The organism is Agriterribacter sp. (assembly GCF_035497235.1).
GTDB lineage: Bacteria > Bacteroidota > Bacteroidia > Chitinophagales > Chitinophagaceae > Agriterribacter.
In genome coordinates this window covers 87128-107636 of the sequence record NZ_DATJEB010000013.1, presented here as the reverse complement: position 1 = coordinate 107636, position 20509 = coordinate 87128, and the positions used below count along the sequence as shown (strand labels likewise).

Sequence of the window (20509 nt, the reverse complement as noted above, 5' to 3'; positions counted from 1 at the left end):
GAATATAGTATCTGCAAAAAATGTAATATTGCATCAATATTACAGGTATGCATTTTTCAATTGATCATAAAAACCATATACCGCTTCATATACAGGCCGAGGAGCTTTTGAGAAAAATCATCCGCAATCCGCAATACGCAAAAGGAAAATTATTACCTAACGAAGTTGAACTTGCCAAACAGCTGGCAATATCCCGAACTACTTTGCGACTGGCTATCAATAAGCTCGTATATGAAGGGTTACTTGTAAGAAAGAAGGGTGTTGGAACCAAGGTGAGCAACAGTATAGTAAGCTCAAAGTCTGTGAACTGGCTAAGTTTTTCCCAGGAAATGGAAGCCCGGAAAATACCCATTAAAAATTTTGAGCTTAACCTTAGCTGGGTTAGACCGGAAGAAACAGTAGCCAACTTTTTTGAGATCAGGACGAATAAAAAGGTATTGAAAATGGAAAGATTGAGGGGGCGCCCCGAAGGTCCTTTTGTTTATTTTGTTTCTTATTTTCATCCCCGCGTTGGGCTTACCGGTAAGGAAGATTTTCAAAGACCGCTTTATGAAATATTAGAAAAAGATCACCTGGTGGTAGCCAGTCTTTCTAAAGAAGAAATTACGGCAATAGCTGCCGATAAATTCATTGCAGGTAAATTGAACCTGGCTCCGGGCGCCCCGGTATTATGCAGAAAAAGATTTGTTTTTGACCAGGGAGAACGCCCTATAGAATATAACCTCGGCTTCTACAGGGCCGATAGCTTCGTTTATACTATTGAGAGCAGGAGATAGTAATAATTAGTGCCTGTTCAAAAACTAATAATACGTACAAATACGATCATAAAAGGCAGTATGGCCACAAAGGTCCGAAGCCACGAAACGTTTCCTTTGTGACCTTGTGACTTTGTGGCAAAAATCAACAACTCACGAAAAATTCTTATTGAGTTAAAAATCCAGTTTCCTTGCTTTGCCTTTGTTATCTGAAATAATTACGGAGGCAATATGCTTATCAATACTCAAAAATCTTGCTGATTGCGACAGAAAGGAAAAACCATAATAACATTCCTGCCTTTGCTTTTTCCCATTTCTGTAAACTATTTCAATACTTACCTCATGCGGTTGCAAAGGAATATTAATAATATCTTTTTTAAGCGTGTACACTTTCAGCGGGGCACGGTTTTGTGCCGCAGCCAGCAGGTATTTGCCATTTGCGCTTCTCAATTTTATTAATGCCTTGCCATTACCCGGAATAAAAATGCCGCTTTCAAGAATAGACTGGGGAATGAAATTTCCTTTACCATCTCCTTTCAGTACCAAGCCATTTAGCGCATCGTAACGGCCTGTTGTAACTTCCGATCCGTAATCATTGGTGTTCATTACTATATCAAGGTTACCATCTCCATCAAAATCATCTGTTATCATACCATTCAGGGCAGATAACTGAGCCATAAAAGGCAGGGGCGTTAAAGTAAATTTACCGTTACCATCATTCCTGCAATAGCTGGAACTGAAGTTATTGGCCCTTAATATTAAGGCGTCTTTTAACTGGTCTTTGGCAAGCAACTGGTCCATTGTAGCACCGGCATACAATTTGAAATTCTGAAACCTTGCTTTTACCGCTGTCATCTGCTTTATGGCATCATCTCTTAAATGCGCCGGAAATTCTTTCTTAGTAAGAGAATCCTGGCTGGCCGGAAGGTATAAAGACAGGAAAGCATCGTAGCTGCTGTTATTATCAAAGTCTTTGGCATACACTGATACCGGGTACTGCGCGGTTGCCTTATAAAATGAATTTCGGCCCAGGTTGCCTGCTATATAATCCATATCGCCATCATTGTCAAAATCGCCCGCTGCAATACTGTTCCACCATCCCATTTCATTAGACAAGCCTGTTTTTGCCGTTACATTTTTAAACGTACCCTTATCATTTTTAAAAAAGGTAAGCGGCATCCATTCGCCTGCCAGCACCAGGTCCGTCCATCCGTCATTATCAAAATCAGTAAACAGGGCATCGCATACCAGTCCAATATGATTTAATTCGCCTGCAACTTCGCTGGTTACATCAGAAAACCGGATATGGCCTTTTTTTGAATCATTCCTGTATATAAAGCTGGATACTGCTTTGGGATAATGCCAGGGTTCTACTCTGCCGGCAATAAAAAGATCAAGGTCTCCATCCTTATCATAATCTGCAACCCTTACACATGATTTGCTTGTAAAATTTTGTGGCAGTGCCAGGGAATCGGTTATAAAATTTCCCTTCCCGTCATTAATAAAAAACTGATCCTGGTAAGCAAATGTATTAGGCTTACTTTCATAGCCGCCCCTGGCTAAGTAAATATCCAGATCACCATCTCCGTCTGCATCAAAAAGAATGGTACCCATATCCTGGTAATGCATATCCCTTATTTCGGTTGGCTGTGTTATTGGCTTTTGTATAAATGAACCATTCTGCTGTTGCAATAAAACCGTTGTTGCAAAAAGGGAATTTCCCCCGGCAACAATATCATCCAGCCCATCGCCATTCACATCTCCGGCAGCCAGTGATGGTCCATATTCAGAAAATTTGTGGGGCAATAATTTTTGAATATTAAAATCAATATAATCCATTTGCGAATGTTTATATGGAATGCCCAGTGATGCTGTAACATCTTTAAATAACGTGTTTGCTGCTATAGCCGGAAGGTGCCAGTCATAATTGTCTTTCGCATTCTTTTTATTCAATTGTAGGGTTTGATCAGCGGTTACATTTTTGATCAGTTCTTTGCTTCCATCGGGCCATTTGATGATCAGTGAGTCTATTATAGTTGTGGTATCAAGCCCAAAATGCGGATTTAATTGAATAGAAGAGAGGTACCCCCTGTAGGGCGTTTGTTCATATGCCTGCTTATTTCCACCATAATAGAGTTCAATCCAGGCGCCCAACCCGTTTAAGTTTAAAGCATCGCCTGCTAATTGCACGGATAAATAATGCTTATTATTTTCCTTTGAACCCATTAATGTATTCTCGTAAACAAAAGCCTCGTCATTGATATTATTGATGATCATATCCAGGTCGCCATCATTATCCAGGTCTGCATATACCCCGCCGTTTGAAAAAGAAACTTTATGTAAGCCCCAGGCGCCCGACACATCACTAAAGCTGCAATTGCCTTTATTCTGAAAAGCATAATTGTGAATTTTTACTTCCGGGATCTGCGCCAGGATGCTGGATTTGGAGGCAATAGGTGTAGGCTCCTGCCGGTAAACGATAAAGTCATGATCTGTTATATCTTTTGGAAAACCATTGGTCACCACAAGGTCGCGGAGACCGTCATTGTCAAAATCAGCAACTAATGGGGTCCAGCTCCAATCCGTTTCTGAAATGCCTGAAAAGAAACCCACATCACTAAAAACCGGGTCGCCAATGGAATCATTTGCATTTACACGTGGACCCAGGTTAACCTGTAATGTGTTTCTTACATACTGGTACTGGTATTTAAAAAAATCGTTGAGCTGAAAGATTTGATAACTCCCGGAATTTAGCATCATTTTTTTACGATAATTATCTTCCGGGCTCATATCCAGTTCTATGATATCCGACAGCCCATCGTTATTGATATCTATAATATCCTGTCCCATTCCGTTTGCAGAAGTGTGTTTAAGATAGGATGCTGCTTTATCTGTAAAAGTGCCGTCATGGTTATTGATGTACAGGAGGTCGTTTGAAATGAAATCATTGGTTACAAAAATATCCTTCCATCCGTCTTTATTAATGTCTGCAATGGTTACACCATGCGCGTAACCTTCTAAAGTAAGTCCTGCTTCTTTGGTGATATTGGTAAAGACAGGATGGCCGGACAGGCTATCCATCGTATTTTTATACAGTCTCCCTGTACTCGGAAAAGATCCGTCTGTAATTTTGGGTTTAAAAACGGAGGGGTTTATGTTTGGGAGGATCTCGTTTACCGCCAGGTACATATCCAGGTCGCCATCGTTATCGTAATCAAAAAAAGCCGCCATGGTAGAATGCGTTGTGTCATCCAATCCATAAGCGGCGGCCAGTTCTTTGAAAAAAGGGAAACCTTTTTTATCAAGGCCCTGGTTAATGTAAAGCAGGTTTTTCCTGTTTTCAGGGTTTTTGTCCATTGACGCGCAAACATACATATCCATCCATCCATCGTTATTAATATCTACAACAGCTATTCCCCTGCACCACCTGCCGTTGCCGCTTACTCCCGCGCTATTTGTAATATCCTCGAACTTTAATTCTCCTTTATTCAAATACAATTTATTGGATACCCTGCTTCCTGTGAAGTAAATATCCTGTAACCCGTCATTATTGAAATCGCCAACGCCAACGCCGCCGCCATTATATATATTCGTTAGGTCAATAGGATTAATAGAATCATTCTCCGCTATCTCATTATTAAAATGAATAGCTGAATGTTCCGGAGAAATTAGCCGGAACAGCGTTGTATGTTGTTTACAGGACAGTGAAAACCATAAAGTAAGAAAAAATAGCACAGTGTAAAGAAGTAATCTCATATAGGTGATTTGGGCATGAACAGTGATAAATAAGTTAATGGCTATCCTGATCCGGCTTTCCACCGGCACATGAAATGCACCCGTACCATGATTTGCAAAACAGTGAAATTCAATTCTTTATTGAATAAACAGCAATACTGTTTTATTACAGGCATGCGCGTGAAATTTAGCGGGTTTAAAAATAGACAAAAAAAAAATGCAAATTCTGATTTTTCTATTATATTTGACTTCGTAAGTACAAATGTATATACATATTGATGTTGTGTTTAGCGCTTTGTTATATACTGCTTAAACGGCTAATTCATTTTCATTATAGCATACACACCTTTAAGAAATCCTGCCGGCTGAATGGAAAACCGGCTTTTTCCCGGAAGACGCCTGTTGTAATACCTCATGTCGCACCAACTGAATAATAAAATAACAGGTTCGGGTATATGGAAAAAATAAACAGTCCTTAGCACTGCAAATGAATCTTACAATAACGACTTGCGTACAGGTGCTGCAACTCCAAAATTGCAGCGCCGGGGTTTACTCTTTATTAATAATTAATTGCTTGTTATGAAATCAAAACTGCTGCCGCGCATTTGGTCCGGAACCATGTGTGCTCTTTGCGGGTTTATTCTTCCTTTTTTTTCCTGTTCTCCATTACTGGCCAATAATACCAATCCGCCGGTGATGCATACGGCAGAGCGCCTTCATCCTGCTGAATATAAAGCTTCCAATTTTCAAAATACCGCCATTACCGGGAAAATAACAGATGAAAACGGGAACGGGATCCCCGGGGCGAATGTGCTGGAAAAGGGAACAAATAATGGTGTCATTTCTGATGCCGATGGAAATTACAGATTAAACGTCAGGAACAGGAGCAGTATACTGGTTGTTTCTTTTGTAGGGTATGCAACCAAAGAAATAAGGATAGGTACCCAGTCAAACATCAATGTACAGTTAGCATCCGTTTCACAAAGTTTGGATGATGTAGTTGTGGTGGGGTATGGTACGCAAAAAAGGTCTGAATTAACCAATGCGGTTGTACAAACTACCGGGGCTGAAATAAAAAAATCTACTAACCTTTCTGTTTCCAATTCTTTAGCCGGCAGGTTACCCGGTTTATATGTATCCCAGCAAAGCGCGTCCCCTGGTTTTGATGATGCGCAGATTCTGGTAAGGGGAGCTAAAACCTACAGGAATACTTCTGCCCTGATCGTAATAGATGGTGTAGCCAACGCAGATCCGGATGGTTTGAACCGGTTGGATCCTAACGATATTGAATCCATCTCCGTACTGAAAGATGCATCAGCGGCTATCTATGGTACACAATCTGCAGGCGGCGTTATACTCGTTACTACCAAACGTGGTAAAGCAGGAAAAGCTGCGTTTGATTTTAGTTCCACATTTGGATGGCAATCGCCTGCGGCAAAAGTAAAATCCGGAGATGTGTTTGAATATATAGATGTATTAAACAAAAGAAGGGAGCTGGAAGGCACTACGCCCGATTTTCCGCAGGAAGTGATTGACGCGTTTAAAAATGGTACAAGAAGGGCGGAAAACTGGTATGCTGCACTGGTTGACCCGCCTGCACCACAAAACAGGCAATCCATCACCATGCGTGGCGGTACCGATAAAATAAGATATTTCGTATCGCTCGGTACAGCCTACCAGGGCGGTATTATGAGGGGAGATAATAAGACTCAGGTGAAGCAGTATAATGTAAGGAGCAATATAGATGTTTCCGTGACCGATAATTTTGAAGTTGGATTTGACCTCTCAGGCCGCGAAAAATATACGGAGCTCCCGCAAAGTGGTCCCGGTGGTGATGTGGGTGCCTTTGCATCCACCAGCCCTTTGCAGGAAGCATATATCGGAGGGGATTACCGGTATCCTGGTGAAGGCTGGTCCCATTTAAATCCTGTGGCAAGATTGGAAAGCCCCGGATATCGCAAATATAAAGGGGATGTGTTAAGCGGAACGTTGCGTTTTAAATGGAATATCCCGTATGTAGAAGGATTAACATTAGATGGATTTTCCTCCCTTGTTAAAGGGTATGAATTTCGCAAAGTATTCAACTATGTGTGGCCGTATTATGAAAGAGACCCCGGTACAGGCGAAATTGTAAAAAAACAATCAAGAACGGTGGAAGATATTGGATTGCGGGAAGACTTTTACCAAAGCCAGAGAATTACCAACAATATCAAACTCTCTTATAATACTGTAATAAACAATGATCATAAAATTGGAATATTTGTAGCGTATGAGCAGATGGATTATAAAGAAGATACTTTGTATTATCAGCGTCTCGGGTATGATTCTCCTTTGATTGACCAGCTTTTTGCGGGTAGTTCTGACCGTAGTAACTGGAATGGTAATGGCATAGGTTCCGAAAATGCGAGACGCAATTACTTTGGCAGAATAAGCTATGAATTCAAAAGCAAATACCTGCTTGGTTTTAGTGCGAGGTATGATGGCTCTACCATTTTCTCGAAAAATAGCCGGTATGGCTTCTTTCCCCAGGCTTCTGCTGCATGGGTGGTGAGCAAAGAGTCCTTTATACCCCAAAATATATTCAGCAACTTTAAAATAAGGGCTTCATGGGGCAAGTTGGGTAATGACAGGGTAAATCCTTTCCAGTATATTGCCAGGTTTGCTTACGCGCCGGGTTGGGTTGTTAATGGTGTAGATGCACGTGGACTTACACAGGTAGTAGAGCCTAATCCTAATATAACCTGGGAAATAACTGAAAGTACAGACCTGGGATTGGAGCTGGGCTTTTTACAAAACAGCTTGACTTTTGAGCTGGATCTGTATAAAAATAAAACATCCAATATCCTGGGCAGACGGCAGGCTTCTATTCCTGATTATACAGGACTTGTATTGCCCGATGAGAATATAGGCAGAATGGATAACCAGGGCTTTGAGTTCCAGGCCGGGTACAGGCATACCGTTGGTAATGTAAACCTGAGATTCAATGGTAATATCGGATATACCGAAAATAAGATCGTTTATTTTGATGAAAAACCACAGGCAGAACCTTACCAGAAACTGGAAGGACAGCCAATCGGTTCCGCGCTTGTGTATAAATCCATCGGTATCTACAGAACTGAAGATGATCTGGATAAATATCCCGGTTATCCTGGTGCAAGCCTGGGTGGATTGATCTTTGCTGATCTCAACAATGATGGTGAAATAACCAGCAATGACGAGTATATGTTTAATACTACTGCTGTTAACACTAACGGTGTTATAAATGTTTATCCTAAATTTCAATTTGGTTTAAATATAGGAGCAGATTATAAAGATTTTGATTTCTCCATGTTATTCGCAGGGCAGAGTGGAGCTAAGTGGCGCCTGAGCAACGGATTTAATTCGGGTGCCGGCGGTAATGGACTGAGGTATGTAGCACTGAATAGTTTTTCATTAGACGATACAAATGCTGAACTTCCCATGATTTCTCCAACCGGTTTCGCGAATTCTAATAGCGATTTCTATTATCACAGTTCTACCTGGCTGCGCTTAAAAACGGCTCAATTGGGATATACGCTTCCCGGAAATCTGATGACAAGATTCAAGATTTCCGCGCTGAGGCTGTATGTATCCGGCGATAATCTTTTCATGGTATTTAATAACCTTAAAAAATATGGTGCAGGAGATCCGGAAACAGCACCCCAAACCGGTAACGGTGGCGTGTATCCTATAATGAGAACGGTAAGTGCGGGTCTTAACATCACTTTTTAATACTTATAGTATGAAATATTCAGGTATAAATAAAATAACTAAAAAAATAGGGGCATTATCGCTGATCTGCTTTGCCACCATTATTTCGTGTAACCGCGACCTGCTGGATAAAAAGCCTTTGGATGCCATATCTGAAGATGCTGTTTTTGGAGATGCCACTTTTTTGCAGAACTACGTATACAATGTGTACAATGGTATAAAACCACCGTGGAGCCCCGGAAGCGGCGGCTATGAGGCATTGACTGACGTGGCTGTTTCTCAGCCGGAAACGCACGATAAAGCTGCGGGCATTCGCGAATATATAGATGGCATCATTACCCCTGATAATATTACCGATCTTACCAACATCTGGAACGAAGAATACGGTTATATCAGGAAAGCAAATATTTTCTTTGAAAAAGTAGAGACTTCTGATATCGCCCCGGCTAAGCTTGATCCAATGAAAGGAGAAGTACATTTTTTGAGGGCATGGATGTACTTTGAGCTAATGCGTACGTATGGCGGCGTTCCACTCATTACAAAAAGCTTTAAGTTAGATGAGGAAAGCTTTGATACACCCAGGAATACTTATGATGAGTGCGTTGCATTTGTATTGAGTGAATGCGATGCGGCTATAAGCTTATTAGATGGCGTACCTGTAAACGAGGGTAAGATCAGCAAAAACGCGGCATTGGCCTTAAAGGCCAGGATGCTGTTGTATGCGGCAAGCCCGTTAAATAACCCTGCCAATGATAAGGCTAAATGGCAGGCGGCCGAAGTGGCAACGAAGGCCGTAATTGATGCGGGTTATACGTTGCATGCATCCACTGCAGACCTGTTTGTAAAGCCATTAAAAAACGATGAAACCATTTTCGGTAAATCGTTTACGCCCGCCACCCGGATACCGGACTGGGGTTATAACTACGATTACTGGCCTTCTGGTTTTGATGCGAGGCAACGTTTGATGCCAACGCAAACTTTTGTCAATATGTTTCAATTAACGAACGGCGAATATCCCTACAAGGCAGACGGTATAACGGTAAATCCGGCTTCAGGGTATGATCCGCAAAAACCGAATCTTAACAGGGATCCGAGGTATTATGCTTCCATTCTTTATCCCGGTGCTGGTCCTGTGTTTATACAGGATGGGTCTAAAACCACACACAGGGTGTATGAATATTGGGAGGATGCAAATCCTAATCCTGATAATGTAGCGCCTTATGCCAACCCTAATAAGGTGGATGCCGAGAACGGGCAAACGCTTTTTGACTTTGGCAGGGATTCCAAAACCTATTGGGTAAAAGGGCTAACGCCATTTCACTGGAGAGTGCAAACGGGTTATACATTCAGGCGGCTGCTTGATTTTGATGGCCCACGTGCCAGTTTTGATTTTAATTATAACCAGGTAACGGTGTTTATGCGTTTAACGGAGTTTTATTTAAACTATGCGGAAATTCAGATTGCATTGGATAACGAACCCCTGGCCCGTGAATACCTCAACAAGATAAGACAAAGAGCGTCTACAAATATGCCGGATATTACCAGTACCGGTGCAGACCTTGTAAGAGATTACAGGAATGAAAGGGCGATAGAATTGCAATTAGAAGATCAGCGTTTCTTTGACCTGATGCGCTGGAAAGCTGCGCCTGGTAATATTGATATTCCGATCAGGGGACTTACCAGTGTTAAAATGGACTGGACCGGTGCGCAGGCAGGAGACCTGTTGGGTAAATTAACCTACACTTATGGCGTGATTCCTGAAGCGGAGGTAAGAAAGCCATGGAAAGGAGATCATTATTACCTGTTTCCTATTCCTAATGATGAAATTAAGAAGAGCAACGGCGCCCTGGTACAAAATCCGGGCTACTAAATTTGATGCTGAAATTTGACTAACAGCATAGACTATAACTTCAATACCGCCATTCTCCTTTTGTGATGGCGGTATTGAAGTTAATTTAGGTTAAATAATATCATTATGAGAAACCTGATTTTTTTATGCCTGTTAACGCTTTCAATAACAGCATATGCAAGGCCAGGGCAAAAACAGGACACATTATGGCGTATTGGCATTGCCGATCATTCGGCATCTGAATTTGCTTTGGCGCCGGATAGGTTCAGAAAATTTATTGAACATGATTTTGGTTTTGAAGATAAATTTTTCCTGGTAGGGCATTCCCGAGAAAAAAATGATTTCCCTTATGTGCTTCCCGGCCCGGTGGATACCTGGGGCGGTACCTGGCCAACTTCCGGTTGGCGCACCAACCAGGTTAATATTTTATTTGGCGTAGAAGATGTACCCGCGAAGGGAACCTATACACTTATTATTGAGCTCGCAGATTATGCAAAGAAATTTCTGCCGCTCATTAAAATATCCGTCAATAATCAATCTGTAAAACAACAACTAACCGCAACGGGGTATGATCTGAGTACACAAAAATCTCCCTCATTAAACGAGCCTTATGTAGATACACTTTCTATAACCGGTAATGTTAAGCAGGCAACACATAAAACGATTGAAATTCCGGTTGAAAGCAGAGTAATAAAAAAAGGAGGCAACTGTATTACTATAGAAGTATTGCAGGGATCCTGGATAATGTTTGATGACATTCGTTTGGAAGGCAATCTGTTAAAGATTGAAAAACCTGGTAATTGTTTTGTGCGAAATGTAAAAGCGGCAAACTATGAATTATTACAGGAAGGGAAAAAAGTACAGCCGCTTTTGGTTAATGTCGAACACCTGCAGGGCCTGCCTGGTTTAAGCGTTGAACTGGATGGACAAACAATATGTAAAGAGCAGTTGGAAAAAGGCAATTATGAATTTGAAGCGCCAATGCCCGCGGTTGAAACAGCACAGCAAAGTAAATACAGGATACTGGCAGATGGAAAGTTAGTGGAAGAAGGTGTAGTGGAACGTTCTGCTCAAAAATTGCAAATGCCGGCCGATTATGTGGATACCCGTATAGGAACCGGTCACTCGCGATGGATGATTGCACCGGGACCGTGGATGCCCTTTAGTATGGTTAAATTAAGTCCGGATAATCAGAATGCAGGATGGCAGGCAGGTTATCAGCCATCATATGAAAGCATCGGCACTTTCAGCCACATACATGAATGGACGATGGGAGGACTGGGTATTTTTGCATCCAATGGCACATTAAAAACAGCCATTGGCGATGAACTGCTGCCTGGTTCAGGCTATAGATCGGCTATTGATAAAAGCACGGAAGAAGCGCCTGTTGGATATTATAAGGTTCAGCTTAAAGACTATGACATTAAAGCAGAACTTACCGCTACTACACGCTGCGGATTGATGCGGTTTACTTTTCCCGCCAACAGGGATAGTTCACGTATTCTTGTGGATTTACACATTCCGTCTGAATATGATTATCAGTTAAGGGAAATAAGTGTTCGCAGGATCAGTGATTACAGGATCGAAGGTTTTGCGCACCAGTTTTCGCCCAATGTTTGGAGTACAGATGCCGATCAGGACTACACGGTTCATTTTGTTTTAGAATTTGATAAACCTTTTCAATCCATCGGTGGGTGGACGAATGACAGTGTTAGTTATGGAGATCATTTCCTTTCGAAAGATATAAAAAATGCAGGCTTTTTCCTTCAGTTTGATGCAAAGGCAAACCCGGTTGTACAAATACGGTCAGGTATTTCATTGGTAAGTATTGACAATGCCGCATTAAATTTAAAAACAGAAATAACAACGCCTTTCGGATGGGATTTTGAAGCTGTAAAACAAAAGCAAGTCAGTGAATGGAACGATATTTTTAACCGGGTAAAGATTACCACAACCAACAGGCAGGAAAAGCTGCGTTTTTACAATGCCATGTACCGGTCAATTTGCAGCCGCAATACCTGGAGCGATATTAATGGACAATGGAAAGGAACAGATGGTAAAATACAGCAATTAAAAAGCCCGGATGATGTGGCTTTGGGCTGTGACGCATTTTGGAATACATTCTGGAACCTGAATCAAATGTGGAATTTAATAACACCCGAGTGGAGTAATCGCTGGGTAAATTCTCAACTCGCCATGTATGATGCGTATGGGCAGTTAGCAAAAGGCCCGGCAGGCATGAATTATATTCCCGTAATGGTGGGGGAACATGAAATACCGATGATGGTTGGCGCTTACCAGATGGGTATACGAAACTTTAATGCTTCAAAACTATTAGAGGCGGCAGTTAATATGCAAACAATACCTGCGAAGAAAATATATACAGGTTTTGCAGGCAACCGCGATTTAACGGAATACATGATACATAAATATGTTCCTTCCGATAAAGGCCGTTTTTCCAATACAATGGAATATGCTTATGACGATTGGACAGTAGGGCAGTTGGCTAGATCATTAGGTAAGACGGAACTGTATAAAAAATTTAACGATCGTGGATCCTGGTGGAAAAACGCTATAGATAAAGATGGGTATTGCCACATGAAATTAAGCGATGGAAAATGGGTACCCGATTTTAATCCTTTTCGTAGCGGAGCCAATGAGGAATATGTTGAGGGCAATGCGTGGCAGCTAACTTTTTTTGTACCCCAGGATGTGCCTGCATTAGTGAATCTTATAGGGAAGCAGAAATTTATTGACAGGTTAGAATGGGGATTTGAAGCAAGCGAACCGTGGCGCTACAATGGAATGAATGACCAGTACTGGGATTACCCGGTGGTGCAGGGAAATCAGCAGTCTATGCATTTTGCATTCCTGTTCAATTGGGCGGGAAAGCCCTGGTCAACACAAAAATGGAGCCGTTCTATTTTGGACCGGTATTATGGATATGGTATTGGAAATGCTTACCTGGGTGATGAAGACCAGGGGCAGATGAGTGCCTGGTTTGTAATGGCCGCGTTGGGGTTGTTTCAGACAGACGGGGGTTGCAATGCGAACCCGGTATATGAAATCGGCAGTCCGCTTTTTGAGAAGGTTGAAATTGACTTAGGTAGCAGGTTTGGCCGGGGCAGCAAGTTTGTAATAGAAGCCAAAGGAGCATCCCGCAGGAATATGTACGTTCAAAGCGCGGTGCTGAACGGAAAGGTATTGAAATCGTTTAAATTCCCTGCTTCTGAATTATTAAAAGGTGGATCTTTAATGCTGCAAATGGGAGCAACGCCTAATAAGCAATGGGGCATTGATAATAAACAACAATAAAAAATGAAAAGAAACTACTTACTGTTGATGTTGCTAATGATCAGCGTAGCAACTTCAGCACAGGAAAACAAGCATATAGACAAGGCATTGGCTGAAAAAATAAAGAACAATGAATATTTTCATTTTGTTAAAGCCAAAGCCCTGGAAGTAATGAAAACCGGCTTTAATGCGGGTGATGGTTACCGTGAGGTTTGGATCAGGGATTACAATACGTTTATTGAACTGGCTGCACAGGTGTATGAGAAAGAAGTACTGAAAGAAAACCTCCTGGTTTTTTTAAGAATGCAGGGAGAAGATGGAAATATTATTGATGGGTTTACCCCGGTTAAAAAAGTGGGCGAAGTTGAATATGACTTTATTTATTCACCGCTGGAACCACGATACGCCGGTCATAAAAATACGGTAGAAACCGACCAGGAGAGTTCACTGGTTCAAAGCATATATAAATATATCCGGTTAACCAACGACCGCACCATACTGGATGAAATGATCGGCAATAAAACGGTTGGCGAGCGACTTGTTTGGTCCATGGAATTTTTAATAAATAAGCGTTTCAACAAACAATACGGGTTAATTATTGGCGCAACTACAGCCGACTGGGGCGATGTGCAGCCGGAACATGGATGGGGCGTTGACCTGGATGAAAATACACATCCCGCTATTGATATTTATGATAACGCCATGTTTATAATAGCATTGAATAATTTAATGGAAATGATTCCTGCAACCAAACAAAAATGGCAGACCATAAAAAACAATATTGCTCAAAACAGCAGGAAATACCTGTGGGATAAAAGCAGACAAAAATTTATCCCGCACATTTATTTAAAAGGTTCTCCTTTTCCAGCAGAATTTAACGAGCAGGAGATTTATTATTTTGGAGGTACTGCTATTGCCATAGAAGCCGGGTTGTTAAGTAAGAAAGAAGTGAAGGTTTCATTAGACGAGATGATCAAAAGGGTGAAACAGGCCGGGGCGCCATCTATTGGGCTCACACTATATCCGCCATATCCAGAAGGTTATTTCGCCAATAAGATCATGAATCCGGAATACAGCTACCAGAACGGTGGTGACTGGACTTGGTTCGGGGGCAGGATGATCCAGCAGTTGATCAAATACGGATTTGTAAAAGAGGCGTATGAACAAATATTGCCAATGGTAAAGCGGGTTAAAGACAACAATGGTTTTTATGAATGGTACTCGGTTGATAACAAACCACGGGGATCAGGAACATTCAGAGGAGAGGCAGGTGTTTTGTATACGGCCATTGTGATGTTCGAAAACTTAAAGTAAGATGCTCAAATAATTAAATCCCCCCGCCCTGGTTCGTGTCTCACGAACCGGAAGTTGGGGTGTCTCACGAACCGGAAGTTGGACGAAACAGGGCTTCTCTCACGAACCGGAATTTCGTACCTTGAGTTTATGGATTATTTTGAAGAACACCGCAAATCCTATATGGAAATAGGAAAGATATATTTCTGGACAGCTACCATTAATAATTGGTATAAGCTATTATCCTGTGATGTAACAAAGGACATTATTACGGGTTCTCTCTCCACTTTATCTGCAAGAAGAAAAATTACAGTATATGCATTTGTGATCATGCCCAACCATATCCATCTTATCTGGCAACTGAATGCATTGAACGGGAAAGAAACCGCCCTGGGCTCTTTTCTAAAATTTACCGCTCATGCGTTTAAAAGTTTCCTTATAGATAACGATCCTTTGTTTTTGCCTTCCTTTTCAGTAAATGCGGCTAATAAAAATTATGAATTTTGGCAGCGGGATTCGTTGGCGTTTGAACTCACACAAAAGAAGACAGTTATTCAGAAGCTACAATACATTCACGACAATCCTTTGGCAGCACACTGGCAATTAACGGATGATCCTGTTAAATACTACTATTCATCAGCAAAATATTATGAAACTGGCATTGATGATTTTGGATTTTTGAATAATATTATGGATATGTTTTGAAGGAGTACCATACGTATTTCAACCGCTTTACTATCGCCCCGGTTCGTGTCTCACGAATTGGAAGTTGGGCTGTTTCGTGCGGACACGAACCAGGGCATCAGGCATCAATTCATTTGAAGCTGGTTCGTGAGACACGAACCAGGGCATCTATTTTTTTATTCCCACAAATATGCGGCCCCGGTGAGCGCGGCGTTTTCTCCCAATAGGGCAGGCGCCAGCATGCAGGAAAGCTTATGCCGGCGAAGCACTTCTTCGCAAAAGGGTTTAAATAAATCCCAGGCTTTGGCAATATTTCCGCCAATGATAATGCGTTCGGGGAAATGATCAAAAAACCGGTCTTTCAATACTTCGCCCAATGTATAACCAAATTCTTCAAACAATTTCCTGGCAGCCCCATCATCATTGGCCATAGAAGCCAGTTCTTTTACCCCGGTAACTTTTTCTTTTTTTCTTTTTGCATATTCTGATACAAACCACCTTGAGCTTAAAAATTCTTCAGCCCTGCTTTCGCGAAAAGGGAAGCACCAGAGATCACCATCGTGAAAAAAACCGTTTTCATACAATGCCGAACCCAATCCTGTTCCCAGCGTAATGCCGGCAACATGATTACAGCCTTGTCCGGCGCCGGCTTTCAATTCGCCTGCCAGGTAAGCGGTGGCATCATTCATCATACGGATGCCGCCGGAGGGTATGCCCAGTTCAGCAGCCAGTAATTCCTTTACATTCAGGCTATACAGGCATTCGTATTTATGCAGGCCGGTAATAAGGCTGATACCCTTTTCATAATCAAAAGGGCCGGGCATGGCAATACCTATACGGTCAACGCTGCTCCCATGTTGTTTGGCACAGGCGGCTATAGTTTCAGCCCATGCGCAGATGATACGCTCTTTATTTTGTAAAGGGTCTATTTCTCCCCGGACGCAGGCGCCTTCAATAATCTGTCCGGTATCTGTATTAACCATACACGCTGTAATATGCGTGCCGCCAATATCAACTCCTATAACCAAATTGTCCATCGCTTTTTGTTGATTTGCATTTAAGGTATACATGCAGGAGGCAGGGCCGCTGTTCCCCATTGTTTGTTGGGTTTATCACCCAACCACAGTTCAAGGATGCCGCCTTTGGTAAAGGTATCATGACTGAACCAGAAATTATTCAGTGTTTGGTCATTCAACTTTGCGGAATGTATATAGCAATTTTGAACACTGTTGTTATAGGCTTTAATTACAAACTTTTCACCCTTATAATATTTTTTATCTAATTGAATAGTTACTTCGTCAAAAACCGGCGAAGTAATCTCATACACCGGCTGCTGCGCCTGGTTACCCATAATATCGAATAAGCCAATTGCCATCAGGGCGCTTACGCCTCCCATTTGTCCCTGGTCTTCATCGTGTCCGCCATAGCCAAGATCGGGTGTTATGCCGCCATATGCCTGCTCTTTCACTTTTCGTACCCAGTATTGTGTAAGCCAGGGTTTTCCGCCATAGCTGAACACATGTGCGTTGGAACATCCCGGCTGGTTGGCATAACTTACGTAGCCGCTGGTGTAGCCATATACGAAGTCATCCGCCTGTGACTCTTTAAATGCATAGTTCAGTTTATTGCAAAAGCTGTCCGATCCTCCCATTTTGGTTACCAGTTTCGGCATAGCGTGCGACACTCCCCATGTTGCCTGCCAGGCATTCGCTTCCACCCAACCATTGCCGCTTAATGGGTCTTTATGAATGAAATCGCCTTTCCTGTTTTTGGGATATAATAATCTTTGTGCTGTATCAAAGCACAATTCCCAGCCTTTGGATCTTTTGTTAAAGAAGGTATAGTCTTTTTTCTTACCCAGCTTAGCCGCCATCTGTGCTAAGCCCCAATCCTGGAAAGCAGCTTCAATGGTGATGCCTGCGTTATCCGGCCACCATCCGTTACGGGTATAAAAATTGATGTCTTCACTGCTGCCGAGCATGCCACCCGGCAGGTGATTCCGCTTCACTACTTCATACGCATGATCCACATTTGTTTTGGTCAATAACCCTTTCATATATGTACTCACGATGAGATTAGAGGCAGGGCAACCCGTCATGATATATGAATAACCGCCACCGGATGGTCCGCGTGGTAACAGGTAACCATTGTTCGCATATTCAATCATAGACGAGGATAGCTCATCCATCATTTCCGGCCATGCCAAACCCCACAATATGTTCAGGTTCCATTGGGTAAGCCACCACGCATCGGAGTTATACATGTTGAACATTGGTTTACCTGAAGCATCTTTGGGAACCGTTTTTATTTTAAAAATAGCATCTGTAAAATTCCCTTCTCTTTTGCCGGTAGTGCGGTCGGGGTAATCGCCCGAAAGGTCATTTATTTTTTGTCTGCCCAGTAATACATGCCATAAGTCGGTATAAAATTTAACTTTCTGATCGCGGCTCCCTCCCTGCACGTCTATACGCCCAAGCCATTGATTCCAGGTATTTTGCGCCTGTGCTTTTACGTTATCGAAATCCCATCCGCTGCATTCCTGCTGCAGGTTATTCCGGGCATTTTCTATTGTGGTATAGGAAAGCCCGATTTTCATTTGCAGCTCATCTCCTTTGTTGAAGTGGTATGCAGCGGCCAGGGTAAGGCTATCGCCGGTTGCGTGATTGATATTTTTTGTTATTTCATTACCCTGCCATGCATCCAGCGATGTAAAGGGCTTATCGAACCGGATAACAAAAAATATGCGTACATCCTTTGGTCCGCCCCAGTATCTTTTTACGGAACTGAAAGATCCTTCTATCGCAGTATCATTGATGCGGCTAATTGTTGCATCAGTCATGGTACTGTTGGACACATGGCCAGACAGATTAATAATGATGCTGCCTGCGGTTTTTTTTGTATAACGAAACCTGTAAAAGTTCACTCTTTCTGTGGCTGTTTGCTCTACCCATATTTTATTATTCTGCAGCATTACACGATGGTAACCGGGCTGCACAATTTCATCATCGTGATTAAACGAAGATTTCCAGCCTTGTTGACCTTCTGCCGGATTTTCACGCGCAGAAGCGGGCATGATCTCTATCCCGGACATCATCCATGCATGAATTTGTTCAAACCCCAGGATTTCTTTTTCGTTGTAATTATAGCCTCCGCCATATTGATTTTTGTTGCGTGTTAAGGGAGCTGAACTGGCCATTCCAAATGGGAGGCTCCCGGTAATAAAAAAGAAATATCTTCCACGGTTGGTTTCTATATAAGGGTCTACCCACGAAACATAATCGGATGCCTGTTCAGGAGAAGGAAATACTTCTATTTCAGAAAAACCTATGTCCCGCCCTGTGGCATCCGTTACCACAAACCTTACCCACTTCACCCTGCGGGCCGCAAAGGGAACAGCAATTCCACTTCCATCAGCAGGTATTTGGTTTACCCATATTACGCTGCTGTCGCTGAATATTAACTTACCCCCTGCTATATTTTCCTGTAATGAAGGACGGTCGTATAATACTATTTTATTAATAAGTTGTGGCTGTTCCCATTCTAATTGTATCCATGGCAGCCGTATATAGCCCCAGTCTGTTGACGCTCCTTCGCATGCCCATTCTCCTTTGCCATCCACGCCTATCCACCTGTCTGCTACATGTTGTGCGGCATATGTTTCACCGGCAATAGTGCTTGCGGTAATTTTTGCCAGCGGAGCTATATTCCCGGTACCGGCATAACTAAAAATTCCGGCACAAGTAATACAATACAATAAAAAAATACGGCAGAATCGTTTCATGTTTACATTTTTAGTATGGGTGATACTGTGAAAATAGAACGGTATTATTTATAGCATATAGCAGCAGTTGTTACTCATATTTCAGTTTTATAAATCGTGGCCGGTATAAGTGCGGCAACTTTTTTATATCCCCGGAAAAGTCAAAGGAGTTGATATTATAGCTGATCAGTAATTCGCCGGGTTTTGAAAGTGCAGGATGCGCCTTGGCGTTGTAAGGAAAAAGATTGGGCGAATCTTTCAAATCATCTTTTACATCATACACGTCTGTAATGGGGCCAAACGGGCCAACAGGGGAGGTTCCAATTCTTACTCCCACATAGGTACCGATCGCGTCTTTTTGAAATACCATCAGGTAACGGCCATCCCTAAGCGGTGTTACGCTCATTTCATTAGACGCACGGTCTGCAATGGATTGAATGGCTTTTATATCGGTTGTCCATGTTTTGCCATCCCAGAATCGCCACGCGTTAAACTGCTCAATAAACTCCGGACGAACCCTTGCCACTATCACTTCTTTATTTTTCCCCCGTACGCCGTATATATACAGGTATCCGCTGGCGTTAGGTACGCCGGCTTTTTTTGTGTTAACCAGTAAGCCGGCGCCAAACGAACCAATGGAGTCAGCATTTTCTCCCTGGAAAAAAGGAATTTCCATTTGTGTTATATGCTTAAACGGAGGTTTTTCACCTGCAGGTATGCGAATGAGCGTATTGCCGGTTTGTTTAAAACCAAATACTGCCTGCCCGGGAATATTTTTGATACGATAGCCGAAAATATAAATATCATTATTCCTTTCGGTATTTACAAACCCATCGCCAAGCCAGTAATATTCGCCCTTTTGTGTAAGCGGTGTTTCAGGTACAAACAGGGATGAGGCATGGCTTTCAATGGCTGTATTCCAGTAAAAATGAATGGCTGTGCTATCCGGGTTACCGCCTGTTAGCAATGCCGCGCTGTTGTTGATCATTGTATAGCCGGTTTCCAGCGAATCATTGATATCTCCCAGCAGGGTATCGCTAAACCATATCAATACACTATCATTATCGGCAGTACCTTCTTTCTCATTACCACTTAAAATAATTGAAAATATTCCATCTCCGCCAAACCAACCGTGATTTCTTTTAAACAATGCTGTCCATTCCGGTGCGGGTACTGCTGTAAATTTAAATTTACCGGGAAGGTTTTTATCCTGTTTCGTTTGTGTAAAACAACCGCAGTGTAAAACGCCTGCAAAAAAAATGGACAGGCTGATAATGGGGAATCTTGGCATGCACATCGTTAATAGTTGATATGTTATTCGGCAAACGTGAAATGATAAGGTGAGATGACAGAGGTGAGACAATAAACGTGAGAGGTAAAAATCAAAGTTTTGGCGTCTTACATCTCTCT

At 42.3% G+C, this 20509-nt stretch carries 10 protein-coding genes; 6 read left to right on the top strand and 4 right to left on the bottom strand.

Going from position 1 to position 20509, the window contains the following annotated elements; all coding sequences use genetic code 11:
• Positions 1 to 47 precede the first annotated feature (47 nt).
• The gene (locus VL121_RS03400; RefSeq protein WP_325402164.1) at positions 48 to 776 is read left to right on the top strand and encodes a GntR family transcriptional regulator; all 729 of its coding nucleotides are present in this window, start codon (positions 48 to 50) and stop codon (positions 774 to 776) included.
• A gap of 153 nt (positions 777 to 929) precedes the next feature.
• Here VL121_RS03400 and VL121_RS03395 read toward each other — a convergent pair whose 3' ends face one another.
• On the bottom strand, positions 930 to 4511 hold the full coding sequence (locus tag VL121_RS03395) for a VCBS repeat-containing protein (protein ID WP_325402162.1): 3582 nt from the start codon (positions 4509 to 4511) through the stop codon (positions 930 to 932).
• Between the two features lie 558 nt (positions 4512 to 5069).
• Between VL121_RS03395 and VL121_RS03390 the strand changes: the two genes are divergently transcribed.
• From VL121_RS03390 to VL121_RS03370, 5 genes are all read left to right on the top strand, one after another.
• The gene (locus VL121_RS03390) at positions 5070 to 8240 is read left to right on the top strand and encodes a SusC/RagA family TonB-linked outer membrane protein (protein ID WP_325402160.1); all 3171 of its coding nucleotides are present in this window, start codon (positions 5070 to 5072) and stop codon (positions 8238 to 8240) included.
• Between the two features lie 10 nt (positions 8241 to 8250).
• Complete coding sequence (locus VL121_RS03385) at positions 8251 to 10089, top strand: RagB/SusD family nutrient uptake outer membrane protein (RefSeq protein ID WP_325402158.1); 1839 nt, start codon at positions 8251 to 8253, stop codon at positions 10087 to 10089.
• A gap of 105 nt (positions 10090 to 10194) precedes the next feature.
• Positions 10195 to 13383: a GH92 family glycosyl hydrolase gene (locus tag VL121_RS03380; RefSeq protein WP_325402156.1), complete on the top strand. Its 3189-nt coding sequence runs from the start codon at positions 10195 to 10197 to the stop codon at positions 13381 to 13383.
• A gap of 3 nt (positions 13384 to 13386) precedes the next feature.
• On the top strand, positions 13387 to 14676 hold the full coding sequence (locus VL121_RS03375; protein ID WP_325402154.1) for a glucosidase family protein: 1290 nt from the start codon (positions 13387 to 13389) through the stop codon (positions 14674 to 14676).
• A gap of 129 nt (positions 14677 to 14805) precedes the next feature.
• Complete coding sequence (locus tag VL121_RS03370; RefSeq protein ID WP_325402152.1) at positions 14806 to 15360, top strand: transposase; 555 nt, start codon at positions 14806 to 14808, stop codon at positions 15358 to 15360.
• A gap of 155 nt (positions 15361 to 15515) precedes the next feature.
• On the opposite strand, the gene VL121_RS03365 is transcribed toward VL121_RS03370, so the two are convergent.
• The 3 genes from VL121_RS03365 to VL121_RS03355 form a co-directional block, all read right to left on the bottom strand.
• Positions 15516 to 16436, bottom strand: a complete 921-nt coding sequence (locus VL121_RS03365) for an ROK family protein (RefSeq protein WP_325402150.1) — start codon at positions 16434 to 16436, stop codon at positions 15516 to 15518.
• Positions 16397 to 19120, bottom strand: coding sequence for a GH92 family glycosyl hydrolase (locus VL121_RS03360; protein WP_325402148.1), 2724 nt, complete (start codon positions 19118 to 19120; stop codon positions 16397 to 16399). Before VL121_RS03360 ends, VL121_RS03365 begins: the two co-directional genes overlap by 40 nt.
• Before the next feature lie 70 nt (positions 19121 to 19190).
• Complete coding sequence (locus VL121_RS03355; RefSeq protein WP_325402146.1) at positions 19191 to 20390, bottom strand: DUF4185 domain-containing protein; 1200 nt, start codon at positions 20388 to 20390, stop codon at positions 19191 to 19193.
• Between the last annotated feature and the right edge of the window lie 119 nt (positions 20391 to 20509).